The organism is Spiroplasma chrysopicola DF-1 (genome assembly GCF_000400935.1).
GTDB lineage: Bacteria > Bacillota_I > Bacilli_A > Mycoplasmatales > Mycoplasmataceae > Spiroplasma > Spiroplasma chrysopicola.
In genome coordinates this window covers 754,839-780,942 of the sequence record NC_021280.1, presented here as the reverse complement: position 1 = coordinate 780,942, position 26,104 = coordinate 754,839, and the positions used below count along the sequence as shown (strand labels likewise).

The 26,104-nt window shown below is 28.8% G+C and carries 24 protein-coding genes; 20 read left to right on the top strand and 4 right to left on the bottom strand.

Translation table 4 applies throughout. The annotated features are described in order from the left end of the window. Positions 1 to 52 precede the first annotated feature (52 nt). From SCHRY_RS03580 to SCHRY_RS03555, 6 genes are all read left to right on the top strand, one after another. The gene (locus tag SCHRY_RS03580) at positions 53 to 898 is read left to right on the top strand and encodes a Cof-type HAD-IIB family hydrolase (protein ID WP_016339107.1); all 846 of its coding nucleotides are present in this window, start codon (positions 53 to 55) and stop codon (positions 896 to 898) included. A gap of 114 nt (positions 899 to 1,012) precedes the next feature. Then, complete coding sequence (locus tag SCHRY_RS03575; RefSeq protein ID WP_016339106.1) at positions 1,013 to 1,696, top strand: hypothetical protein; 684 nt, start codon at positions 1,013 to 1,015, stop codon at positions 1,694 to 1,696. 19 nt (positions 1,697 to 1,715) lie between these two features. Then, positions 1,716 to 2,363, top strand: coding sequence for an MBL fold metallo-hydrolase (locus tag SCHRY_RS03570; RefSeq protein ID WP_016339105.1), 648 nt, complete (start codon positions 1,716 to 1,718; stop codon positions 2,361 to 2,363). A 29-nt stretch (positions 2,364 to 2,392) separates the two neighbouring features. After that, positions 2,393 to 3,562 (top strand): hypothetical protein, encoded by a 1,170-nt coding sequence (locus SCHRY_RS03565; RefSeq protein ID WP_016339104.1) that lies wholly within the window; start codon positions 2,393 to 2,395, stop codon positions 3,560 to 3,562. Between the two features lie 75 nt (positions 3,563 to 3,637). After that, complete coding sequence (locus tag SCHRY_RS03560) at positions 3,638 to 4,573, top strand: RluA family pseudouridine synthase (protein WP_016339103.1); 936 nt, start codon at positions 3,638 to 3,640, stop codon at positions 4,571 to 4,573. Positions 4,574 to 4,599: 26 nt separating this feature from the next. After that, the gene (locus tag SCHRY_RS03555) at positions 4,600 to 6,459 is read left to right on the top strand and encodes a hypothetical protein (RefSeq protein ID WP_016339102.1); all 1,860 of its coding nucleotides are present in this window, start codon (positions 4,600 to 4,602) and stop codon (positions 6,457 to 6,459) included. A gap of 31 nt (positions 6,460 to 6,490) precedes the next feature. Here the strand turns inward: SCHRY_RS03555 and SCHRY_RS03550 are convergent, their stop codons facing one another. Next, positions 6,491 to 7,477 carry an NAD(P)/FAD-dependent oxidoreductase gene (locus SCHRY_RS03550; protein ID WP_016339101.1) on the bottom strand — a complete coding sequence of 329 codons (987 nt, stop codon included), beginning with the start codon at positions 7,475 to 7,477 and terminating at the stop codon, positions 6,491 to 6,493. Positions 7,478 to 7,586: 109 nt separating this feature from the next. Here SCHRY_RS03550 and tsaE point away from each other — a divergent pair, with 109 nt between their 5' ends. From tsaE to lepA, 14 genes are all read left to right on the top strand, one after another. Next, the gene (tsaE, locus tag SCHRY_RS03545) at positions 7,587 to 8,054 is read left to right on the top strand and encodes a tRNA (adenosine(37)-N6)-threonylcarbamoyltransferase complex ATPase subunit type 1 TsaE (RefSeq protein WP_016339100.1); all 468 of its coding nucleotides are present in this window, start codon (positions 7,587 to 7,589) and stop codon (positions 8,052 to 8,054) included. Then, positions 8,047 to 8,637, top strand: coding sequence for a tRNA (adenosine(37)-N6)-threonylcarbamoyltransferase complex dimerization subunit type 1 TsaB (tsaB, locus tag SCHRY_RS03540; RefSeq protein ID WP_016339099.1), 591 nt, complete (start codon positions 8,047 to 8,049; stop codon positions 8,635 to 8,637). The genes tsaE and tsaB overlap by 8 nt, the downstream gene beginning before the upstream one ends. Continuing rightward, positions 8,621 to 9,049, top strand: coding sequence for a GNAT family N-acetyltransferase (locus tag SCHRY_RS03535; RefSeq protein ID WP_016339098.1), 429 nt, complete (start codon positions 8,621 to 8,623; stop codon positions 9,047 to 9,049). The genes tsaB and SCHRY_RS03535 overlap by 17 nt, the downstream gene beginning before the upstream one ends. A 43-nt stretch (positions 9,050 to 9,092) precedes the next feature. Then, a complete protein-coding gene (locus SCHRY_RS03530) occupies positions 9,093 to 9,809 on the top strand; it encodes a YebC/PmpR family DNA-binding transcriptional regulator (protein ID WP_016339097.1) in 717 nt (238 codons plus the stop codon). 105 nt (positions 9,810 to 9,914) lie between these two features. Continuing rightward, positions 9,915 to 10,517: an FMN-dependent NADH-azoreductase gene (locus SCHRY_RS03525; RefSeq protein ID WP_016339096.1), complete on the top strand. Its 603-nt coding sequence runs from the start codon at positions 9,915 to 9,917 to the stop codon at positions 10,515 to 10,517. Between the two features lie 91 nt (positions 10,518 to 10,608). Beyond that, a complete protein-coding gene (locus SCHRY_RS03520) occupies positions 10,609 to 11,667 on the top strand; it encodes an alanine racemase (RefSeq protein ID WP_016339095.1) in 1,059 nt (352 codons plus the stop codon). A 281-nt stretch (positions 11,668 to 11,948) separates the two neighbouring features. Further along, on the top strand, positions 11,949 to 13,835 hold the full coding sequence (locus SCHRY_RS03515; protein ID WP_016339094.1) for a spiralin repeat-containing protein: 1,887 nt from the start codon (positions 11,949 to 11,951) through the stop codon (positions 13,833 to 13,835). A 249-nt stretch (positions 13,836 to 14,084) separates the two neighbouring features. Then, positions 14,085 to 14,702 carry a hypothetical protein gene (locus SCHRY_RS03510; protein ID WP_016339093.1) on the top strand — a complete coding sequence of 206 codons (618 nt, stop codon included), beginning with the start codon at positions 14,085 to 14,087 and terminating at the stop codon, positions 14,700 to 14,702. Between the two features lie 232 nt (positions 14,703 to 14,934). After that, a complete protein-coding gene (locus SCHRY_RS03505) occupies positions 14,935 to 16,956 on the top strand; it encodes a DUF2779 domain-containing protein (RefSeq protein WP_016339092.1) in 2,022 nt (673 codons plus the stop codon). A 1-nt stretch (position 16,957) separates the two neighbouring features. Next, positions 16,958 to 17,920, top strand: coding sequence for a methionyl-tRNA formyltransferase (fmt, locus tag SCHRY_RS03500; protein WP_016339091.1), 963 nt, complete (start codon positions 16,958 to 16,960; stop codon positions 17,918 to 17,920). Between the two features lie 15 nt (positions 17,921 to 17,935). After that, positions 17,936 to 18,505 (top strand): ECF transporter S component family protein, encoded by a 570-nt coding sequence (locus SCHRY_RS03495; RefSeq protein ID WP_016339090.1) that lies wholly within the window; start codon positions 17,936 to 17,938, stop codon positions 18,503 to 18,505. A gap of 24 nt (positions 18,506 to 18,529) precedes the next feature. Beyond that, positions 18,530 to 19,339, top strand: a complete 810-nt coding sequence (locus tag SCHRY_RS03490; RefSeq protein WP_016339089.1) for a purine-nucleoside phosphorylase — start codon at positions 18,530 to 18,532, stop codon at positions 19,337 to 19,339. A gap of 54 nt (positions 19,340 to 19,393) precedes the next feature. Continuing rightward, positions 19,394 to 19,699: a rhodanese-like domain-containing protein gene (locus SCHRY_RS03485; protein WP_016339088.1), complete on the top strand. Its 306-nt coding sequence runs from the start codon at positions 19,394 to 19,396 to the stop codon at positions 19,697 to 19,699. A 143-nt stretch (positions 19,700 to 19,842) separates the two neighbouring features. Further along, positions 19,843 to 21,645 (top strand): translation elongation factor 4, encoded by a 1,803-nt coding sequence (lepA, locus tag SCHRY_RS03480; protein ID WP_016339087.1) that lies wholly within the window; start codon positions 19,843 to 19,845, stop codon positions 21,643 to 21,645. A 33-nt stretch (positions 21,646 to 21,678) separates the two neighbouring features. Here the strand turns inward: lepA and SCHRY_RS03475 are convergent, their stop codons facing one another. The 3 genes from SCHRY_RS03475 to SCHRY_RS03465 all read right to left on the bottom strand — a co-directional run bounded on the left by SCHRY_RS03475 (position 21,679) and on the right by SCHRY_RS03465 (position 26,000). Further along, entirely contained in the window at positions 21,679 to 23,691 is a 2,013-nt protein-coding gene (locus SCHRY_RS03475) for a DUF262 domain-containing protein (RefSeq protein WP_016339086.1), read from the bottom strand. A 76-nt stretch (positions 23,692 to 23,767) separates the two neighbouring features. Continuing rightward, positions 23,768 to 24,787 (bottom strand): IS30 family transposase, encoded by a 1,020-nt coding sequence (locus SCHRY_RS05290; RefSeq protein ID WP_016339085.1) that lies wholly within the window; start codon positions 24,785 to 24,787, stop codon positions 23,768 to 23,770. Between the two features lie 145 nt (positions 24,788 to 24,932). Then, positions 24,933 to 26,000, bottom strand: a complete 1,068-nt coding sequence (locus SCHRY_RS03465; RefSeq protein WP_016338484.1) for an IS481 family transposase — start codon at positions 25,998 to 26,000, stop codon at positions 24,933 to 24,935. Between the last annotated feature and the right edge of the window lie 104 nt (positions 26,001 to 26,104).

Below are 26,104 nucleotides of genomic sequence, written 5' to 3'. Positions count from 1 at the left end.
AATAAAAGCAATAATTAATAATAGAATAGTTTTTATAAAGGAGTATAAAAATATGAATACAAAAATTAAACTTGTTGCTGTTGATTTAGATGGGACATCACTAAATTCAAAAGGATTATTATCACCACGAACTGTTAATACTTTTCAAAAGTTAAATCAATTAGGAATTAAATTAGTTATCGCCTCGGGACGACCGCTTTATCAAATTAATCATTTAGTTGAAAAAGTTGGCTTAAAAGATGAAAATGACTATTCAATTGCCTTAAATGGGGCTGTGGTTGGAAATAACTTTAATGGTGAAGTACTATATGAAGATCATTTACCAACTAATTTTGTGGACAAACTGGTTGCTGATGCTAAAGAATTAGGGATTTCAACAATTATTATGTTTGAAAATCAGCAATCAACTTTTAATTTTTTACAAATTTATTGTCAAAACTTTAATGATGAAATAACTGCCCATTATTTTGCTAATTTTAAATCAAAATCACCAACAGAAGTAGTATTAGTAGAATATCAAGGGGAAGATAATTTAAAAATTGGAAAATTATTTATGGCTGGACCAATTGCTGCAATTGCTGCAATTGCTAGGGTTTGAGAAGGACGCTTAGAAATTTCCCATGAAGTAAAAACCGACCATGCAATTGTTGAAATTACAAAAAAAGGAACAAATAAAGCGTGGGGATTAAAACAGTTATGCAAATTAAGTAATATTAAGGCCATTGAAGTAATGGCTTTCGGAAATGAACAAAATGATGTTGAAATGTTAAAATGAGCGGGAATTGGAATAGCAGTGGCTAACGCTGGGGACCATATTAAAAAACATGCGAATATAACATGTTTATCAAATGATGAAGATGGAGTAGCTGAGGCGCTTGAAAAATATTTCAAATTCTAAAATCAGGCCTAGAATATACTAATCACACAAAATAGTGCTATAATCATATTGCATAGATATTTTTATCTAGATATATCAAAATTATAGGCAACATAAAAAAGGGGTTATTTATTGATGGAAAAAACATATATAGTAAAAGTTTTAGCAAAAAAAGATGTTAAAATTAATTATCAAAAAATTTTAAAATTAACAAATGAACAATTACAGGCACAAGGTATGACAGAGCCAAAAGTAACCTTACGTTTTAAATGATATCGCCCAAGCATTGAAGTATTTGATAGTATTTATACTTCAGCTGTTTGAGGGACAAAAGTTGGTTTTAAGCATGAAGATGATTTTTTTCCGGGAGTAAAGTTAGAAGATGTTGTATCTTTTAAAGCATTATATAAAGCAGTGATGAATAGTTTTACAAAAGTAAGCAATGCTGTAGAAGAAGACAGTGATTCACAAGGAGAAGCAACAGATTATATTAATTTATTATTAAGTTTATTATCTGAAATTATTAAAGCTGGTTTTATTCGTCCACAATTTTATCATGAAAATTTAGATAATCCTCATATTTTAAGTTTTATCTCTTGAATTTTAGCCGGAGCTTGTGCTGGTGTTGGCCGTTGATTTGGTTATATATTTTTAAATAAGGAATTAGGAATTACCTTTGTAGAACGTCTTTATTTATACTATCAAGAATTAACAAATGATAATAGTTTTGAAAGTATTAGTACCTATATGGAAATAATTGATGATTTTGTAATGTATTTAGAAGATAGCTCATATTTAGTTGATGAATTTAGCGAATAATAGAAGGGAATAATAAAAAATGGCAAAAATGAAAAATTTTATTGATCAAACATATGATAATCAAAATGTTTATTTAATTATTAATGATGCTAATGAAGCAATTATGATTGATGCTTCTAATGCGGCAAAAGAAGCTGTCGAATATTTAGCAGAGCGTAATATTAATTTAAAAGCATTATTTATTAGTCATGGTCATATTGATCATTTTGATGGGTTAGATTTTGTTTTAGCAAAATATCCAGATATTAAAATTTATTTACAACGTAGTGATGAAAAATTATTAGCCCAGAAACGTATTGATGATATTACTGGTGACATTATTGGCCCAGTTATTAATTATCCTCTTGTTAATTTAGAATTATTAGATGGTAATGTTACAACAAATGATATTGGTTATGAAGTTGAAGTTTTTAGTGCTCCGGGTCATACAAAAGGAACCCAGTTATTGCGAATTAAAAAACTAAATCTTATTACAACAGGATTTAGTTTGTTACCAGATTGTAATGCCCCAGGTTATACGGGAAAATTATGTAACAATCAATATTTTGTTAAAGAACTAGTTAAAATGACCAATTTGGAACCACAATGACATGTTTTACCAGGCCATAATAAAAGTTTTACAATTCAAGCAGCCCTTGCGGCTGGTAAAATTAGCCCTGACCATTAATTTTAAAAATTATTAGGAGGAATTAGCCAGTGTTTACTTGAAATCCCAAGACCCATTTTTACTTACGATTAGTTTCATTGATTTGCTTAGTGTTATTTTTAATTTTTGATTGTTATTGAGCAATTTTTCATCCAATGCCAAAATTTGCTAATTTAGGATATGGAGATCGTGCTTCGGTTTATTTTGCTTATTTTACAACGCAAACAAATTATTTAGTAGCGTTTTATTTTTTAATTTATTTATTTGAAAATAAATTTAAAAATACTAAACCACACTATATTATTCGTTTGGCAGTTACAACCTATATTACAATTACTATGCTTGTTTTTTGAATTGGTATTTTTAGTCAAGCCTCAGAACCAAATCAGTATGACTTATGACGATGAATTGCGACGGTTATTTTACATTTAGTAATGCCTGTTGCAATGATTACAAGTTATGTTTTAACCGCTGGGGATGAAAACTATGATGGTTTAAAACATCATTATTTATATTTATGACTAATTATGCTTTACATGTTATTGTATTTTACTTTTACAATTATTCGAGGAACGTTACGACAATGAGATGGTAAAGAACCAATTTCATGATTTCCTTATGGCTTTTTGGATTATACGAAAGAATTTGGCGAAGAATTACTAGTTATTTCCCTTGTTGTTATTTTTACAGTAGCAATCTTATTACAATATTTCTATATTTGAATTAACAACTTACTATATAATCGTTATCATAAACCAGTAAATCCTCAACCAAAAACAAATTGTGATAAACGCTGTTATCAACCAGCTCGTTCGGCAAAAATTGGGGGAGCAATTGCAATTGCAATTGCTGTTGGGAACCTTGTCATTTGTGCATTAATAATTTTTGCTAATTTAGAAGACTTTGAATATCTGCATTTAAGTTTTACTAATAAATTAACGCTAGTTGCCTTTTTTGCAATTTCTGTAATAATGTTGGTGGCGATGATTATTTGTTATGTTTTCATCTTACGGGGACGACAAATGGCCCGAATCGCTGCGGGATTATTAATGATGAGTTTAATGTTTTTTACTTGAATTTGATTAATTGGTCCAATTTTATGTTTAGCAACTGCCATTATGATTTTTAATAGTAAGGAAATTTTTATTGGGGATTATCCGCCTGTTGCAAAACAAAAACAATCAAAAAAAATAAAACAACATCAGAAAAATTTAAGTTAACTGTTAACTTCTTAAATTTTTCTTTCTTTTTGTTTAATAACTTAGTAGAATTATAGTAGATTTAGTAGGAGCATTATGAGTAGTCAAATTATAGAATTAACAGTAAAGCACAATGATGCTGGCCAAACATTATTTAATTTTTTAAAAAAAATGTTGCCAACAACAAGTTTGTCGGTTATTTATAAATTATTTCGTAACAAAAAAATCAAAGTAAATAATAAAAGTGTGAAAGATCGTAAATATCTTTTAGCTGTTAATGATAAAATTTTAATTTTTGATAAAAATATTGAAGTTATTCACCGATCAACTGTTAAATTACAGGGAGACGGTAATAAGAGTACTTTAAAAATTGTTTATGAAGATGAAAACTTATTAATTGTTGATAAACCCCATGGTGTTGAAATGCATTCAACGCTCCATAATAGTTTAGACCAAGAGGTTCGTAATTATCTAATCAATACCAACCAATATGATCCTGACTATGAGCAGTCATTTTTAATTTCACATATTCATCGGTTAGATAAATTTACCCGAGGCTTAGTAATTTATGCCAAAAACAAACCAACGCTAGACATTTTATTAACAAAAATTAATGATAAAAAATATATTGTTAAAAAATATTTAGCTCACTGTGAAGGTATTTTTCCCGCTGACTTAACAACAATTACTGGGCATCTTTATAAAGATGAAGTAAGAAAACGGATGGTTTTCAGCCCCAAAAAAGTTGAGCAAAGCCAAGAATGTCAAACAAGCTTTAAAATAATACAAACGGCAGGGTATTCTACGTGATTAGAAGTTACCTTGGCAACTGGGCGGAAACATCAAATCAGAGCAACATTAAGTTATTTAAAGCATCCTGTTGTAAATGATCAAAAATATGGTGCAAAAAGGGTTAACCCTAATTTTATGATTGCCCTATATGCCTATCAAATTGAATTTCATCATTTTTCAGGTAATTTAGCATATTTAAATGAAAAGATTATTAAAGTTGATGAAAATATTATAAAATAAGAAAGAATAGAAAAAAGGAGAACATTATGTTGTCAACACAAAAAGGGATTTTTGCAATTTTAATTGGAGCATTAACTTCTTTAATTGGGACAATTTTCCAATTTATTTTAATGTATTTACTAATTTCAAGTTATGGCTCACAGTTTAACGGATTTGTGAAGAATACCATTGCAATTGTTGCTTTTTTAGGAAGTGTTGAGGGAGCATTAGGCTCTTTAACTGTTATTTTTTTATTAAAACCCTTATTACAAAAGGATTACATTCGCGCTAATGAAATTTTAAATACAACAAAGCATCAATATCGAATTGCTGGAATTATTGGGATATTTTTATTATTAGGAATTTCATTAGCATATAGTAGTTACACATATATTTTTGAAAAAGATTTTTTAGTAACCGTTAATGGCGTGTCTGAAAAATATGCCCTATGGAAAATGATGATAATTGTTGTTTTAATTGGTTCTAAAAATTTAATTGGGTTATTTTGAACAGCTTGTTATGAAAATTTAATGCAAGCTGATCAAAATAACCATATTCGTCGTCTAGTAATGATGATTTGTGATTTAGTTGCATATTCAATTATTTTCTATGCAATTTCGGTAACAATTGACCCACTCTTTATTTTTTTAATTTTCCTAATGTATTCCTTAATGAAGGGAGTCTTAGTTTATCTGTTTGTAAAATTAAATTATCCATGAATTAGAATTATGAAACAAAAAGATAATATGCAACTAGTTAAAAAAAGTAATATTATTGTTTTTAAAAATATTGGGGAAACTTTAATTATTAATTTAGATGCTATTATTGTAGCGATATTGTTAGGCTTGAATATTTCTTCAAGTTTGTCATTGTATATGACAATTGCGGTTGGGGTTCGTAGTATTATGTTAATTCTAATTAATTCCTTCCGTGAGTTTTTTGCCGCTTGAACAGTAAAGAATGGCCGGATTAATTGGGATACTTATATTAAGTTTGAAACATATGCTTTTATGATTGGTGCCTTCTTATTTATTAACCAGTTCATTTTATCCCCATATTTTGTGACAGCATTATATGCTCCCCAAATTGGTGGTGATTTTTCGGGGTGAACAGCCCAAGAAATAGCTATTTTTAATGATATTTTTTATTATCCAACTTTTTCGTTATTAATTGCGATTTCTTCTGTTTTTATTATTTTAGGAGAACCGGCAAATGTCTTAATTTATGCGAAAGGAAACTACCAAAAAGTGGCAATGCCGATTTTTTACCTAGGAATTGCTAATGTTGTTATTTCTGTTATTGTTGCGATTGTTTCGCGGTTTGCCTTTAATGATTATAAAAGTGCTTTATACGGAATTTTAATAATTACTTGTATAGTAACTTTTATCCGCTTTGTTTACTTATGAATTTATAATTGAATGTATCTAACTTATAATAGTAATTTTAAAGGAGTCCTTCGTAATTGAATGATTCTATTAATTCCAATTATTATTGCGATTTTAGTGAACTATTTATTTATAAATGTTTCCTATAATCCTAATAATATTTATGATGATAAATTTAATTATCAGTGGGGATGAAATATTTTATTATCAATATTTTTTGGGTTAATTGTTAGTTCAATTATGTTAATTTTGCTAAATTCAATTTTATGAGCGCCTCGATCTGTCAAAGGGATTATTTTACGATTACCAATTATTCACCGAATTTGAATGAAAAAACAAGAAAAAGCTCGTAAAATTCGTAAATCAAAATTTGAAGATGATTTTATTAACTTAACCGAGCCAACAGATCCATACCAAGAAATGTGAGAACGCGAAGAAGTTTTAGTCAAAAGTCATATTACTAATCTTGAGATTGATGTCGGACCAAGTGGGGAAGAAGAAATTTATGTCTTAAAAGGTTAAAAAAGGAATTATAATAATTCCTTTTTTTATATTATGTTAAATCAGCACCTAAATAACCAGGATGATATTTTTCACCATGAATTATTTTTGTAATATTATATAAGGCATTGATGCTTTCACCAAAACCAGTTGCCATATTATAGTATTTTCCTTCATATGTCGCAATATTACCAGCGGCAAAAATGCGCGGATGGGAAGTTTGACCACTGGGGCTAATGATAATTTTATTTGTTCGTGTAAATGTTAATGGTCATTGACTAATAATTGAAGGCATAATTTTTGCTCCATATTGAACTAAGTAATAATCAGCACGAAGAGGGATTAAACTATTATCCGCATTATGAATAAGATTCATTTCAGTGATTAAATCACCATTAGTTGTGATTGCTTCAATATGATAGTTTTTATATTCTTTGATTTGATTTTGTTTTAACTTTTCAACGCTACTATCTTTTGCTCGATAGTGTTCGCGCCGATGAACAATTGTGACATGGGGGGTAATTTTTTCTTCAACAAAATGGTTAGCTCAATCAAGAGCTGAATCACCACCACCTAATATGGCAATTGTTTTATTGTGATACTGGGTGGGGTTAGTAATTTGATAAGTTAGATTCTGATAGGTAAAACTACTATCAAGTTGTTCTAATTTAATTGGGGTAAAAACCCCATTTCCAGTTGTAATTAGAATAGTTTTGACTTTAATCACAGTATTATTTGTTAATTTAACGGCAAAGCCATCATTAATTTCAGTTAGTTCCACGACTTTTGTTTCTAATAAAAGGGTAATCTTACCACAGTATTTTTCGGTTTTTGCTAACAAGTTATTAACAAAATCTTGACCTGTAATTTTATCAATACCAGGAAGATCATAAATTGCCTTGTCGGGAAATAGTTCGGCAGGCTGTCCCCCGGGGACAGAATTGCCTTCAATAATATATCCAGATAAGCCCATTAATCCAGCACAACTTCATGCATATAATCCAACTGGACCAGCGCCTATAATTAGTAAATCTTTCATTTATAAATAAACCTTTCATTGTATTTTTATATTATTATTACATATTTTTCAAAAAAAGTAAGGGTTATTTTATTTTCTCGGTATAATTAAAAAAGAAAGTAGGAAGTAAATGCAAATTAAGATAAATAGTTTAAAAGACAGTGAAAATCTCGCCCAAATTCTGGCGCAATTTGCTGGTCCAAACCAAGCAATTTTATTTAATGGACCTTTAGCAGCTGGTAAGACAACAATTACAAAATTACTTTTAACTGCCCTTGGTTATAAGGGATTAGTGACTTCACCAACTTTTGTCATTATGAATCAATATCAATGTCCAAATGAATTAATTGTTAATCATTTTGACTTTTACCGTTTATTAGATAAAATTTCTCCGGAAGAAGCAGAAATGTATTTGGATGCTGCTAATGATTGTTATAATATTATTGAATGACCAGCACCGATTAAACAATATTTACCATTAACATGAGTCATTACAGAACTTACGATTGAAGTACTATCAACTGGGCGATTAATTAATATTAGCACAACAAACCCCGAGTTATTAGCAAAATTAGAAGAGGAATTTTATCATGAATAGTTTATTTATTGATACAACAGGAAAATATTTAACCTTAATTTTAGAATCAAATAATATTGTTCTTGGTCATTATCATCTTGATGGGGAACGAAAACACACAGAATTAACTGTTCCAACAATCAAAAAGTTACTTGATGAACAACACTTAAAGTTAAAAGACCTTACAGCCCTATATTTAACTATGGGGCCAGGAAGTTACACGGGAATTCGCGTTCCAATCACAATCGCAAAGATTCTGAAAACAATTAATCCTGATTTCAAAGTTTATACAATTAATAGTCTATTATACCAAGCTGGTTTAGATAATTGTATTTCAATGATTGATGCGAAAGGTGGTCAATTTTATTTTGCGATTTATCAGAATGGCCAAGAAATTATTCCAATCCAGTTGTTAACATTAGAAAATTGTCGGGAAATTAGTCAACAGTTTTCAGGTTATGAAATCCGTGAAGATTTGCTTGAATTTGATTATTTAAATAATTATTTAAATTTAAAACCTTATTTTATCCTTAATGAAACAGTAGATGATTTAATACCATTATATTTCAAAAAAGCGGTTGAAAGTAATGAAACTAACCGTTAGACCAATTAACAACAGCGATGGTGTTTTGATTTTTTTGCTAGAAAAAGAGAACTATCGTGAACAGTATTATAAATATCGTAATTTAATTTTAATGATAAATGATCAAAATTATTATTGTCTAAAACTGCTTTTCAATGATAAAGTAATTGGTTATGCTTTGTTATTAAAAAGTGGTCCGGATTTGGAATTAATTAGGTTAACAATTAAAAAATCAGAACAGCATCAAGGCTATGGGAAATGATTTTTACAATATCTTTTAACTACACTTGAATTTGAAAAAATGTTTTTAGAAGTAAATACAATAAACATAATTGCCCAAAAGTTATATCAAGATAATGGTTTTTACATAATTCGGACAATTGATAATTATTATGGGCAAAGTAATGCGATTGTTATGGAATATAAAAAATAAACTTTAAGGTATAATAAGTAAGGAAGAAAAAGGAGAAAAAACAATGGGAAGAGCATTTGAAGTTCGTAAACAATCAATGGCCGCAACATCGGCTAAAAAAGCTGTATTATATAATCGAATGGCCCGAGAAATTTATTTAGCGGCTCGTGAGGGAAGTCCTGATCCAACCGCTAATTTAGCTTTGCGTAATGCAATTGATAAAGCTAAATCAAAACAAGTACCAAAAGATGTTATCGAACGGGCAATTAAAAAGGCCAGTGGTAATGATAATGATAATTACCAAGCAATTCGCTATGAAGGATACGGTCCTGGGGGTAGTGCAATTATTGTTGAAACATTAACAAATAATGTTAATCGTGCAGTAGCAGAAGTTCGTAATTGTTTTACTAAAACAGGAGGTAAGCTTGGTGTATCAGGGGCTGTCACACATCTATTTGATCATTTAGCTTTATTTGCTTTTACAAAGCATAGTGTTGATGAAGTATTTGAACAATTATTATTGGCAGATTGTGATGTTAATGATGTTGTTAATGAAGAAGACCAAGTTGTTGTCTATGCTCCTGCAACTGCTTTTAATGTTGTTAAAACAGTATTAGATGGTATGGGAATTAGTGATTTTGCAATAGCTGAAATTACAATGCTAGCGCAAGAAGAAATTATTTTAGCTGGGGAAGAAAAAGAACGTTTTGAAAAATTATTAAATATGCTTGATGAGTGTGATGATGTCCAAGAAGTCTATCATAATGTTAAACTAGATTAAGTTTTAATCTAGTTTTTAATTTTGCTAAAAATTAAATTTTATCTAATCGAATATTTGGCAAGGTGGTAAAATATTAATATCACTATGAGAAAGGATGCAATAGCAATGAGCAAAAAAATTCTTGTTATAAATGGGACAGTTAGTCCAGAAAAAACTTCATATTCAATCGCATTAACAAAACGCTTTATTAAACATTATCAAACTTTAAATCCCCAAGACGAGTTTATTTATTTAGATTTAAATAAAACAGCAATGGCATTAAAAACTTTAACAGTTGATAACTTTGGAACTTTTTTTAATGCAGAAGATACTGATTTTTACGTTGATCAATTAAAAAGTGTTGATAAAGTAATTATCAGTTGCCCAATGAATAATTTTAATGTTAGTGGTTTAGTTAAAAATTATTTTGACCATATTTTAGTAGCAGATAAAACATTTTCATATAAATACTCAAAAAAAGGAGATGCAATTGGGTTATTACCACATTTAAAAGTACAAATTTTGACAACTCAAGGAGCTCCTTATGGGTGATATCTATGAGGAAATCATACGGAATACTTAAGAGGAACATGAGAATTTGTTGGCGCACAAGTTAATGAACCAATTCTAATTGCAGGAACAAAAGTTAGTCCAATGAAGGAATTAACTCCTGAACAATTAGTGGATCAGTATGATGAACAAATTCAAAAAGCAGTTAAAACATTTTAAAGGTTAGGTTTTAATTTAATACCAGGCAGTTACAAGGCAACCATATTAATTATTAACATCAATTAATAACTATTAACATGGGAGGGAAAAAATGTATCCAAAAATTACATGAGATTTATCAAAAATTCGTCGTAATTGCCGCGAATTGTTAAAAGAAACAGCTAACCGTAATTTAGACTTAGTTAGTGTTGTAAATTTAGCGGCTGGTCATGAAGAAATCGTGTGAGCCTTGGCAATCCAAGGAATCAAAACAATTGGTGATTCACGCGTTTTAAATTTAAAAAAATATCAAGATATTCCAATTAAAAAAATGCTTTTACGGGCACCAATGCTAAAAGAATTAAAATATTTAGTTGAATATGCTGACTGTACTTTTATTTCGGATTTACAAACAATGCGAAATTTAAACCAAGAAGCAATTCGACAAAATAAGCATGTGGAGATTATTTTAATGATTAATGAAAAGGAATTACATACAGCTTTTGACAGTGAGTATCATTTTATTGAGGAATTAACAGAAATTACTACTTTTTCAAATTTAATTTTAGCGGGGTTAGGAACAAATCTTAGCCAATATGATGAACCAGAAATTGTTATTAATAAACTAAATAATTTAGCTCATTTTAAAAGAATTCTTGAAGAAAAGATGGGGATTAACATTTCATTGATTAGTTGTGGGGGCTCAAATCATATTAGTATTTGAGATAGTGAAAATCTTGATAGGGCTAATAATCAAATTCGCAGTGGTGCTGGAATTTTAATGGGTGTGGGATTAAATCATGAACCAATTCCATTTTTAGAACAAGAAACAAGTTGATTAGAAGCTCAAATTATTGAAGTTTATCCATCAACTTTATCAACTAAAATTACAGTTACTGGTGGTGATCATCAACTTCTTGCAGGAGATAGCAACCCAAATCATAAACAGGCTGTTATTGCTCTAGGCCACCAAGATTGTTATAGTAATGATTTAATTGCCACTGACGATAATATTAAAATTTTACGCCAAGGACCAGATTATACTATTCTGGATGTAACTAATAGCGAAAAAGATTATCAAGTTGGAGATGTCATTAAATTTAATTTGACCTACTTAGCAAATCTAGCGCTAATGAATAGTGAATATGTTGTTAAAGAGTATTTAATTTAAAATGATAATATAAGACTTACTGTTCAAGATATAGAAATACTAATATATAAAAATATTACGCAAAGTTGCTCATTATAATTTAATTTTAAAGAGTAACTTTTTTTTTTTTTTTTGGGCAATATTAGTTAGTTAAAGGTAGACAAAGGGTAAACATCCTTAAATTACCAATATTTATCATTTTTTTTTTTTTTTTTCAAAAACTAAAAAATTCGCTAGATATGGATTTTTTCAAATTATATACTTGAAGTAGCTTATTTTAAGCAAAGAAAGGATAATAAATAGTGAAAAAATTACTAGCAATATTAGGAGCCTTTGGTCTTACCGCGACGGGTGCAACAAGTGTTATCGCTTGTAAAACACCCAACAATGACAATAATCCAGCAGTTGAAAAAGAAGATATTTCAAAAACTGTTGTAAATGATCCAAAAACAATTTTAGATTATGATAAGACATATGGAGATTTAAATAAAGATGAAACAATTCTTAAAAGTGTAATCGATGCAATTAATGTTGGTTTATCAAAAAAATTAAAATCAACTGTTACGGTAGCTGATTTTAATTTAAAAAATGATAAAGATGAAAAAGATAAACAAGTAGCTGGAAAAGTATTATTTACAGTTACTGCAAAATCTGATTCAAAATTAATTACAGGAACTTTTAATTTTACTAATACTTTAACTGAAGCACAAACAGGTCAAAAAGATATTACTGACATTAAAGTAGTTGATTCCCAAAGAGAAGCAAAGTCTGATCAAAAATATGGTGATTTAAATAAAGATAAAACAATTATTGATAGTGTAATAGCTGCAATTAATGAAGATGGTGAAGTAACAGTTACAACTGCTGATTTTGATTTGACAAATAATCAAGATGAAAATGCAAATCAAGTGCCTGGGGAAGTATTATTTACAGTTACTGCAAAAGCTACATCAGAATTAATTACAGGAGAATTTACTTTTAAAGTTACTTTAACTGAACCAGAAGTTTTGCAAAAAGATATTACTGATATTAAAGTAGTTGATTCCCAAAGAGAAGCAAAGTCTGATCAAAAATATGGTGATTTAAATAAAGATAAAACAATTATTGATAGTGTAATAGCTGCAATTAATGAAGATGGTGAAGTAACAGTTACAACTGCTGATTTTGATTTGACAAATAATCAAGATGAAAATGCAAATCAAGTGCCTGGGGAAGTATTATTTACAGTTACTGCAAAAGCTACATCAGAATTAATTACAGGAGAATTTACTTTTAAAGTTACTTTAACTGAACCAGAAGTTTTGCAAAAAGATATTACTGACATTAAAGTAGTTGATTCCCAAAGAGAAGCAAAGTCTGATCAAAAATATGGTGATTTAAATAAAGATAAAACAATTATTGATAGTGTAATAGCTGCAATTAATGAAGATGGTGAAGTAACAGTTACAACTGCTGATTTTGATTTGACAAATAATCAAGATGAAAATGCAAATCAAGTGCCTGGGGAAGTATTATTTACAGTTACTGCAAAAGCTACATCAGAATTAATTACAGGAGAATTTACTTTTAAAGTTACTTTAACTGAACCAGAAGTTTTGCAAAAAGATATTACTGACATTAAAGTAGTTGATTCCCAAAGAGAAGCAAAGTCTGATCAAAAATATGGTGATTTAAATAAAGATAAAACAATTATTGATAGTGTAATAGCTGCAATTAATGAAGATGGTGAAGTAACAGTTACAACTGCTGATTTTGATTTGACAAATAATCAAGATGAAAATGCAAATCAAGTGCCTGGGGAAGTATTATTTACAGTTACTGCAAAAGCTACATCAGAATTAATTACAGGAGAATTTACTTTTAAAGTTACTTTAACTGAACCAGAAGTTTTGCAAAAAGATATTACTGACATTAAAGTAGTTGATTCCCAAAGAGAAGCAAAGTCTGATCAAAAATATGGTGATTTAAATAAAGATAAAACAATTATTGATAGTGTAATAGCTGCAATTAATGAAGATGGTGAAGTAACAGTTACAACTGCTGATTTTGATTTGACAAATAATCAAGATGAAAATGCAAATCAAGTGCCTGGGGAAGTATTATTTACAGTTACTGCAAAAGCTACATCAGAATTAATTACAGGAGAATTTACTTTTAAAGTTACTTTAACTGAAATTGCTAATATTTAACATATTTAGTATTTTATAAAATATTTGTATTAACTTAATATATATTATATAAATTAGTCTTACTTAATAATAATATAATGTTTAAATTGGGCCTTTAACAGATACTAAAATAAATATATAGTATCTGTTTTTTTATATTTAAGATAGTTACCATATTTTTCAATTCTTGCCAATTTTTTAGTTGAAATACTGGCAAGATTAGTGCATAATGTAAGAAAGATATAGGAAATATAAAAAGGAGTTTTAATAATGTCAGATTTTTTAGGTGGCGGAGCAACAATGAATATTATTTTAATTATCATTGTCTTAGCGGTAATTATTTTTGCAATTGTTTCCTCAATTATGGGTCGTAAAGCCCAAAAATTAGAACGTGAAAAGCGAAAAAAACAGGTAAAAGATAAAATTAAAGAATATATTAAAGAAACCGACAATCGTAAAAACTTACGCCTAGAATATGAGAAAGTTATTGCGCGTAAAGGGAAAGAATATAAATATCGTGATCTTTTTGATGTTATTGTTGATATTTATGAAGCAAAAACTAATTCTTTTTTAGAACAAAAAGCTTTTGAAATTGAAGGAATTTCAAAAAAAGTTGGGAAAAAGCAATATGAAACAACTTGAATTGTTAATCAAGAAATTGATTTGGTAGAAGCAAAAAAAAGAATTGACATTATTGAGAAAAAAGTTAAATTAACAAAAGAACAACAAAAAGAGCAAAAAATTAATTCTAAAAAAGAATTTCAACGTCAACGGGAAGAAATGGCCAAAAAAAGAGCAGAAGAAAGAAAAATGCGCAAAGAAGGAACATTGCCTTCTGAGCCAATTGCTCCCCGACCAAAAGCTGAAAAGTTTTCACCACGTAAATAAAATAGGTAATTTTAATAAATGAACCTTTTAAAAGTTCATTTATTTTTTTGAAAATTAGAGTAATCAAGTTATTTACCTGTTAATTTCGGGCAAAAATAATAATCAACAAACTCTTTGTTTTTAGGATAAACCCTTTAAATTAAAACAATTTTTTATAAATGAACTCACAATGAGTTCATTTTTTTCTTGAAAAATATGATAAGATAAAACAAGAGCAAGGGGATTAGCACCAATGGCAAGCAAGTTAACACTAAAAAAAGAAGATTACAAAAGATTTAAAAAATGCTTTAAAATTGCCTGAACTTTAGCTAAACGTGAAAATTTGGCGGCTGTTCGAAATTGAGTTCTTAGCAAAGAATTATCAGTTTTTTTTGACTTAAAAGATAATATTAATGGGGCTAAAATTAGTGATGATGATTTTTTAACCGAAGATAATAATAACGAAGATGATGATTCGCTACTGTTTGACCCCAATCTTTATGATTTAACCTTAGAAACTTTTTGACCATCAGCTGGTCAAAGCGATGATAATGAAACTAAAAAACTTCTTGCCATTGATAAAATTCAAGAAACAAAAATTACAGATAATCCCATCCCGTTTTACCCCGGAGAAACTTTAGCTGATGGGGAAGAAATTGGCCAAAAAGCCCGCGAGTTTTTTATGCGCGATGGTAACTATTTTAATCTTGATTTATATAGTAAAAAAATTGCATTTGCTAAAACCCAAGAAGTTTTAGCGAATGACCGTTATCAAATTTACTTTGAACCATCGTTTCAATTTAATGATTGTATTACAAAATGTGATATTTTAAAAAAATTATCAGATGGAACCTATCATTTAATTGAGGTTAAAGCATCAACTGGCTGTAAATTTGATAAAAATGAACAGGCCTTCATTATGAAAGATGTCAAGGATGAATATGCATATGATGTTGCTTACCAGTATTATATTTTAACTGGTTTAGGATTAAAAGTTAGTCGTGTCTCAATGATGCTAATAAATTCTGCTTATTATCGTGAGGGAGATCTTGATTATGATCAGTTGTTTTTATTCCAAGATGTTTATAAACATGCAACAAAAAAATTACCTGCGCTAACACTTTTAGAATTTTGCCAGCAAATGCTAACGGGAGAATTTAATTCTCGCGTTCAAAAAAATAATCGTCCAATTGAACTAGATTTAGCAACAATTAAAAAATATTTTAACGAAGATGAAAAGAACATCAAAAAGATGTTAGCAGCTGAGCAATGTTTTAATTTTAAAGGAGATTCATACGGTTATTGTGCCCATATGACATCCTTTTTGCCAGAACATCATAGTGTTTTTGAATTAGTTCAAGGCCGAACAAAAAAAACGCTGCTAAAATATGATGAAGGGATTGATTTATTACAAGATATTCATTTACCATTTACTTTTAAAATGGAACAGGAAAAGCAAAAATCAATTACTTTTAGTGAAGCCCAAGTTCGCCAAATTAAAGCTGTTCAAAATTTGGCGCCCATTATTGATCCAAGTAAAATTACTGAAGTAACAAAAGTTTTTGGGGAATATCAATATCCAATTTATATGTATGATTTTGAAACTATGAAATCAGCTGTCCCTCGTTTTGATCATAGTTATTCATATCAACAAATCCCGTTTCAGTATTCAGTTCATATTATTAAAGATGACAATTATGACTATAATAATGAAACAACAATGCAACATTTCGCTTATTTAGCCGATGGTGAAGAGGATCCACGCTTAGGATTAGCAAAGCAACTCGTAACTGATTTATCAGTAGCTGGTCATGGGGTATATGTTGCTTACTACAAAAGTTTTGAATGTAAAGTGTTATGAGAATTGGCGCAATTTGTTAGTTTATTAGTTTCACGTAGTCAAGACTCGGTAGAAAAAATAGAATTAGAGTTATTACAACAAAAATTATTAAGAATTCGTAGTCATACAATTGATTTAATGGATTTTTTTAAAGATTTTATGATTTATCAAAAAGAGTTTTATGGATCAAAGTCAATTAAAAAAACCCAGCCAGCTTTTGATAATAATTTCAGTTACCAAGCTTTAAAAATTCGCAAAGGAGATATGGCTAGTGAAACCTTTCGTCGCCGTGCTGAAAATAACATTTCTTTACCGTTATGATTAAAATATTTTCGTGAGCCAATGTTAGAATACTGTAATCGGGATACATTAGCAATGGTTGTTATTTTTCAACATGTTGCTAAATTATTACAACAACTTAGAAAAGAGGAATAGAATGAAGAAAAAAATTATTTTTATGGGTACACCAACCTTTGCTTTAGGTGTTTTACAAGGATTACAAACTTTAGGATCTGAGCTTAGTTTGATTGCCATCATAACACAACCTGATCGTAAGATTGGGCGCAAACAAGAAATTCAGTTTTCTCCTGTTAAACAATTTGCTTTAAAACATGATATTCCAGTCTATCAACCAGAAAAGATTGGTGATTTAACCGAAACAATCACTAACCTTGCCCCAGATATTTTATTAACCTGTGCTTATGGTCAATTTATTCCGGAAAAAATTTTAGCTATTCCAAAAATTAATGCCTTAAATATTCATGCTTCGTTGTTACCAAAATTACGGGGAGGAGCACCAATTCATAAAGCAATTATTGATGGTGAAACGGAAACTGGTGTTAGTTTAATGCAAATGATTAAAAAAATGGATGCGGGAGTAGTTTATTATCAAGAAAAAATAGCAATTAGTTTAACTGACACAGCAAGTAGTCTCCATGACAAATTAATGGTGTTAGGAGAAAAGATTATTGCTGAGCAATTATTAAAAGTAATCAATGGTGAATTAATTGGGGTTCTCCAAGATGAAAGGAAAGTCACTTTTGGTTATAATATTTCTCGCAGTGAAGAACAAATTAACTGAAATAAACCAACGCTAACAATTTATAATCAAATTCGGGGATTATATAGTTGACCAATTGCCTATACTACTTTGCAAGGAATTAATTATAAAATTTATCATAGTATGATGAGTTCAGAACCATTAAATCCAGCGGATAGTAAGGTTGCTCCGGGGATAATTATGGCAATTGAAAAAACAGGAATTAAAGTTAAAACTGCTGATGGTTATTTAATAATTACCGAATTACAACGCGCTGGTAAAAAACCACAATTAGCAGAAAAATATTATTATAATATTAATGAAAATAAAGAATTGCAAATTGGTTATCAATTTCAATAAAGGGAGTGCATAATAATGTATCGTTTGAAATCGCTCAAATATTTAGTTACAACTGGTGTAATCACGGGTCTTTTAATCGCTTTGGCATATGTTACCCAGTTTATTCGGATTGGATCAACCCAAAGTATTCTCCAATTAGCTGATGGTTTATTTCTTAGTCTAATTATTTTAATTCCTGGACCAATGATGTTAATCAGTGGTATTATTTATGTTGGAGTAATTGATTTACTTACTGGTTCTTTTGTTTATATTCCTATTTCAATGGCGATTCGAATGCTAATGTTTTTCATCACCGCCTTTGGCTATAAAATTTTAACACGCTATGTTGCTTTTTTCCTAAGTAGTTTAATGACATATTTATATGTTATTCCCGCGTACTTCTTATTTGGGCCAGCTGTTGGGGTTGTGGAAGTAATTAACGATAGTATTCAAATTGGTGTTTCAATTGTGTTGGCGATAATAATTTCGTTAGGCTTAGAAAAAGTAAATCGCCGCTATCAACAACGGTTATGAAATGATGAAGAGTTTCTGATTTATAAAAAAATAAAACCAAAGGTTTCCCAAGATTTAATAATAGAAAAATAAGAATTAAAGAAAGGATAAGATATTATGCAAAAAGTTAATCAAGTTAGTGCATATTTAGCAAAAGAAATTAATGGGCCAATTGATATTGCAATTATTCTTGGTTCTGGGTTAGCCAATCTTGTTAATGATATGACAATTATTAAAGAAATTTCTTTTACCGAAATTCCTCATTTTACAGCATCAACTGTTGTTGGTCATGAATCAAAACTTGTTTATGGAACATTGATGGGAAAAAGAGTATTAGCCTTGAAAGGGCGTTTTCATTATTATGAAGGTCATGACATTGATCAAGTTGTTTTACCAATCAGGGTGTTAGCAAAATTAAAAGTTAAAAATCTAATTTTAACAAATGCTTGTGGAGGAATTAGCGATTATTTATTACCTGGAACTTTAATGTTGATTCGAGACCAAATTAGTTTGTTTTGTCCAAGTCCATTACGGGGTGAGAATTATGATGAATTTGGTCCCCGTTTTCCTGATATGACAAATATCTATCATCCAGAATTATTGGCTAAAGCTCAAGAAGTGGCCGCAAAATTGACCATTGCCGTCCAAACGGGGGTTTATGGTTACTTTCCTGGCCCAATGTATGAAACACCAGCAGAAATTGGGGCGTATCAACGCTTAGGCTGCGATGCTGTTGGAATGAGTACAGTTCCCGAAGCAATTGTGGCTAAACATGCCGGGATGAAGATTTTAGGCCTTAGTTTGATTACCAATAAAGCCGCTGGGATTGGGGGTAATTTAAGTCATGAAGAAGTGCTAATGATTGCCCAACAAGCGGAAGTTCGCACAATTACCTTTTTAAAAGAAATAATTAAAACAGTATTTTAATAGCTATCATTTTAGTATAATAAGAATAGCAGTTATTTCAGAAAGGAAATTGAAATGGATTCAACAGTTAAACAAATTAGTTGAAAAGAAGTGCCTAACTATGTGCAAGCAGGCTACCAATTAATTGATGTTCGTGAGCCAGGGGAATTAACAATGTTAGCAAAACATCCGTTGGCGCAAAATATTCCAATGGTGGGGCTAGTTTTTAATCCTGAAGATTTTTTTCCAGATAAAACAACAAAACTAATGATTACTTGTCATAGTGGGGGACGTTCTCAACAAGTGTGTAATGTCTTAACTCGCAATGGTTATCATAATGTTGTTGATGTTGCTGGGGGAATGAGTAGTTACCAAGGTTAAAATAACAACAAAACTCACCAATGATTGGTGAGTTTTTATTATGGTAAGAAAAATAGCAATCGTATTTGATTTCATAGCAAAATCAGAATTATTCCTTTATAATTAGTAATTGAAGAAGTAAAAAAAGGAGAATTAATCGGATAATGGAAAAGTCAAAAATCAGGAATTTTTGTATTATTGCCCATATTGATCATGGTAAATCAACATTAGCTGACCGCATTTTGGAAACAACAGGAACGGTTGAAAAACGTGAAATGCAAGAACAGTTATTAGATTCAATGGCTTTAGAACGTGAGCGGGGAATTACCATTAAATTAAATTCTGTGCAGTTAAAATACCATGCCAAAGATGGGCAAGATTACATTTTTCATTTAATTGATACTCCTGGGCATGTTGATTTTACTTATGAAGTCTCACGTAGTTTAGCGGCTTGTGAAGGGGCAATTTTAGTTGTTGATGCTTCACAAGGAATTGAAGCGCAAACCTTAGCGAATGTTTACTTAGCAATTGATAATAATTTAGAAATTATTCCCGTTATTAATAAAGTTGATTTACCTTCAGCTGATCCTGAACGGGTAAAAGAACAAATTGAAAAATTAATTGGGATTCCTTGTGATGATGCCCCATTAATCAGTGCCAAAACAGGTCTTAATATTGATCAAGTTTTAGAAGCAATCGTTAATAAAGTTCCAGCACCATTAACTGCTGATGATAATAATCCCTTACAAGCGCTAATTTTTGATTCTTATTATGATAAATACCGGGGTGTTACTGTTTCAATTCGGATTATGCAGGGAAAAGTTAAAATTGGTGATCAAATCAAATTAATGAATAGTGAAGCTGCTTATCATGTGACAGAATTAGGGGTTAAAACACCAAAAGAAGTTAAAAAAGAGGAATTAACAGCTGGTGAAGTAGGCTGGTTAGCGGCAAGTATTAAAACAATTAAGGATGTTAATGTTGGAGATACAATTACGTTAGTTGATAATCCTGCTGGTAAACCATTAGCGGGGTATAAAAAATTAAATCCAATGGTATATTGTGGAATTTATCCGATTGATTCAGCGCGTTATAAAGACTTAAAAGAAGCGTTAGAAAAAATCCAATTATCAGATGCATCATTAGTTTATGAACCAGAAACATCACAAGCATTAGGGTTTGGGTTTCGCTGTGGTTTTCTAGGATTATTACATATGGATGTGATTCAAGAACGTTTAGAACGTGAATATAATTTAGAATTAATTGCGACAGCGCCATCGGTAATTTACAATGTTTATTTAACAAATCAAGAAATGATTAAAATTGATAATCCTAGTGAATTACCAGAAGTACAACGGATTGCCCGAATTGAAGAACCATATGTTAAAACAACAATTATGACTCCCGATAATTTTATTGGGGCATTAATGGAATTATGTCAAAATAAAAGGGGAACTTATGTTAACCTAGAATATATTGATGATACGCGACGAATTTTAACCTATGAAATGCCGTTAAATGAGATTGTTTTTGATTTCTTTGATCGCTTAAAATCAATTAGTAAAGGTTACGCTTCTTTTGATTATGAGTTTCTTGGATATCGACCAAATAAATTAGTTAAAATGGATATTTTATTAAATGGGGATATCATTGATGCTTTATCAACAATTGTCCACCGTGATTTTGCGTTTCATCGTGGAAAAGCTTTATGTAGCAAGTTAAAAGAAATTATTCCCCGTCAGAACTTTGAAGTACCAATTCAAGCGGCAATTAATCAAAAGATTATTGCTCGTGAAGATATTAAAGCGATGCGTAAAAATGTTTTAGCTAAATGTTATGGGGGAGATATTACCCGCAAGAAAAAACTATTAGAAAAACAAAAAGAAGGTAAAAAAAGAATGAAAGCCATTGGTTCAGTGGAAGTACCACAAGAAGCATTTATGGCGGTTTTGAAGCTGGATGATTAAAGAAAAAACTTTAAGACTACTTATAGAGTAATCTTAAAGTTTTTTTAATGAATTTTCAAAAATTATTTTCATATTATTCCATCTTGTTTTTAGGAAATTTTTATATTTTTTACTAAAATTATCAAAGTTTTCTTTTTCATTATAAAATGAGAAATCTACATTATTTACTAAAAAAATTGACTTTTCTAAATATTCAGCATTTGTCTTTTCTTTTAATTCTGGTTTTTTTTCTAAAAGTTTCTTTATTTCTTCTTTTATATTTGCCCATTTTTCATTTGACTTTAAAATATTAATTTCTTTAGTAACTAATGCAAAATTGGCAATTGAATTAATAGGTAAACCTTTATTTTGTTTTTTAAATTCACTTATTGTATTCATTAAATAATTACCTGAAACAATATGGTCAAATTCATATTTTTGTGAACTATTAGCCTCTAAAAATGAATAAGCATTTGAATAAATTAATGATAATATTACCTTGTCTTTTTCTGTTGGATTTTTTTTAACTATGTCATCATTTGATAAAGAAGATTCAAAATAATAGTTAGCTGATGTAACAACATCTTCTATTGCAATGTCTCTCATATAATATCCAGGCTGTTGCATGATTGATACTAATCTATTATCTCCACTTCCTTGCCAGTCATTTCCCAAAATATCAATTATATATTTTTTGATTAAATTTTTTTTATATTTGTTTTTTATTATTTTTCAGTCTTTATTTTTAATTTCACTAATTTTAACACTGTATATTCCTTGGCTATTAAATTTAGGAGTTTCATTATTAATTTCAAAACCATAAAGGGAGTAAAATACATCAGTAATAATAGAAGCAAGTTGAGTAACTGTATGAGGTCTAAAATAATCATGTTTTTGTTTATTATTTTTAAAATTACTTATTACTTTTAAACTATCTCTTACAATATTAATAGCTTCAAAGATGTTTTCTGTAAAAGCATTTAGCATTTCACCTTTATTTCAATTTTCTAATCTTTTTTCTATAACAGCATTTAAATTTGATATATTATGTATTTTATTTCCAACACAAGCATTAAAAATTATAAAACCTGCTTCATTTATTGAATTATCTTTTTTCGATGGTTTAAATAATTCAGGGTATTTTGATTCTAATAATCTTGCAAATCCGTAAATATATTCGTATAAATTTAAATTTCTCCCTTTTTTTATACTGTTTAAATCAATATCTCTATTAATTTGTCCGCTTGTCGTTGTATCATCATTTGAATTATCATTTTTTTCAACATCATCATAGTCAGCCTCATATTTTTTTATGATATTGTCTATAATATCTGTATTTAAGCATTTAACTTTATTATTTGATCATGTAGCTCCAGCAATATCATATTTATTTAGTTTTATACCCCCTGTATTAACTTGTTCAAAAATAAAAGGTAAAGCACCTGGATTACCAGAACAAGTAATTACTGGAACTTTTATATTATTTAATTTAGAAACTTGTCTAGTAAAGTTTAAGATAGGTTCTTTTAAAGCAGCATTTAATTTTTCTGTTAATTCAGTGTCTGCATTTAAAAAACTTAATTTACTTTTTAAATAATTTACAATTTCTGCAATTTGAATATGTTCAAAATTTTCTTTTGATAGATTAATTAAATAATCCTTAATATACCTTAATAGTTCATCATAAACTTTTGATTTGTTAGTTGAAATATTTGCATTATTCATTAATTCATTAATTTCATTATCCGGATCAATATCTTCATGTCGTATAAATTTATTTGGATTTGTAATAAATAGTTTAATTGTTGATAGTCTTTGATAACCATCAACTATATCAAAACTACCATCATTTTTTTCGTAAAAAATAAAAGTTCCAAAAGGATAGCCCATTTTTAAACTATCTAAAAATCTTTCTTGATTTTCTTTTTTTCAAACTCTACTGCGCTGATATCTTGGTACAACTATTTTTGATTTTAAATTTTTTTCTTCAAATGATTTATCAATTAGATCATCAATTATTTTACTAAGAGGTTTCGCTTCAACTTCATATTTAATTTTTTCTTCCATTTTTATCACCACATTTATTAGATCATAAATATTTTAAAACATCAATATTTTCTATTTTAAAAAAATTTTTCACAATTTAAATTATGTAGATTATCATAATAAGTGCAAGATAAGTGCAAGTTTTTAATAAATCAAAATATGGACTAAACATTTGAAATACTTCAACTGGTGTTTTAAAGTTTAGTTTTTTTCTTGGTCTATTATTTAGGAGAATAATGTTTTCTTTATCATACTTTTCACTATATTTATTTAAGTTTTTATGCTTGGGATATCTTTGTCTAAATAGTTTATTTTCATGTTCAATAGTTCCTTTCTTTCAAGGAGAACTTGGTGCTGTAAAATAAATTGGAATTCCAGTATCTTGTTCAAATTCTTTTCACATTGCAAATTCTGAGCCATTATCTAAAGTTAAAGATTTGGCATATTTTAGAATTGTTGAATTTTTAAAGAAATTAATTAAATTTTTATTTATGCTGCTTGATGCTTTATCATCAAGATGGCAAATATAATTCAAATTTGTTAATCTTTCCGTAATAGTTAATTTATAACTTTTATTGTTTTTCCCAACAATTAAATCAGCTTCAAAATGACCAAAGTCAAATTTATCGCGTTTAATTTCTCAAATATGTCTTTTATCATTGGTAAACTTTGGTTTTGTGTGAGTTTTATAATGGCGTAAGGTAGTTTGCGCTAATGAAAATGCTTTAATTTTGATATAACGATAAATTGTTGAAATACTTTTTCCTAAGGAAATATCAGAATAGTTAAAACCGAAATTCCCTTTTTCAAAATTAGTTAGTTGTTTAAAACGGCCAATAATTTGTTCGGGGGATCATAAATTTTTTAATCCGTAATTAATATATTTTCGCTGATTAAAAGAAAGTTTTTTCTTGTTGCCACATTTTCTACGTTGTTTTTTATAATCTAATATTGCTTGTTTTGCAGTATACTTATTTAATTTACAACATTTTAATTCTCTTGAAATTGTAGATTCATGTTTATTTAATCTTCTGGCACATTCACGATTTTTTAATCCTTGAATTTTATAACTTTCTAATAAAGCTCGTTCATTTGTGATAAAATGTTTATAATTCATATGTTTTTACTTTCTATTTAGTGATAAAAGTATAACATATGAATTTTTCATTTTTCAGAACTTGCACTTATTATGATAATCTACACAGTGTGGTTTATATAGGAATTATTAATTTATGTAAGGTACCATAGACATTTAAGACCAGTTAGTCTTTTAAAAATTTTAACACAGCTTCAGCAGGTGTTAAAAGATTTATGCTCTTATGTCGTCGAATATTGTTATAATAATTTAGAAAGATTTTAATTTGTTTTTCAATATCATCAATTTCCTTAAGATATCTTGGTAAATATTCAAAAAACTTATTTCAGTTACGATGAAATCTTTCAATTTTCCCATTTGACTGTGGGGAACGCACTGGAGTTGTCTGATGAGCAACTCCTTTTTTATTTACTGCTTTTGTAAATTCACTTTTTCGATGAGCATAATTTGAACGATGATTATATACATATTCAGTTCCATTGTCTGTTCGAATTCTCTTAATGTTAATGCCAATATTTTTAAATTCAAAATAAGCTTTTTCAAATAGTTTAGCAGCAATATCTTGTGTTTTATGCGCAGAAACATAAGCCACTGCATAACGTGATTTTTCATCAATGTAATCAAAAATATACAAATCTTTTTTGTAACCTGTCATATTTTTAGTTAATATTTTAACATCATGTTGAACATGTCCTAATTCGGGCATTTCATAACGTTGATATATTTTCTTTATATTTTTACGCTTAGAATAATTATTAAATGTTTTATCTCATTTTATTAATGTTTTAATGTTATGTTTAATTGGCATATTTTGGTAGGTAAAATAATTTGCTAATGTTAAATTATAAAACTCATATATCCCTGTGCCATATTTTTCTCGGTATGTTTTAATCATCTTAGCAATTTTTCTTTTATATATTTTACTATAATGATAATGAATAGTTTTTGGTCGTGTTGAAGTCTTTTTAAATCATTCAAAATCATAAGAATTTAATAAAAATTCTTTAATTTTATTTGATCATGTATAAAATGTTTGTTTGCCTTTATAAAATAATTTAATTAACTGGTTTAATGAGTGACTTTTTAAATAGTATTTATGGCATAAATTAAAATAATTTGACAAATGATGATAGATATAATTTGTTTCTTTAGTTGGTTCAACACGCCCATACCACTTTTTAAAACCACGATGTAATTTATATAATTCATTTTCAGTAATAATACTTGTTATCATTTTTAATCCTCCTAAATTTATTCTAAAGAATTTAGTGGTCTTAAATGTGTGTGGTTTTTACAGGAATTATTAATTTAATTGTTGCTTTTTGAAATTTTAAAATC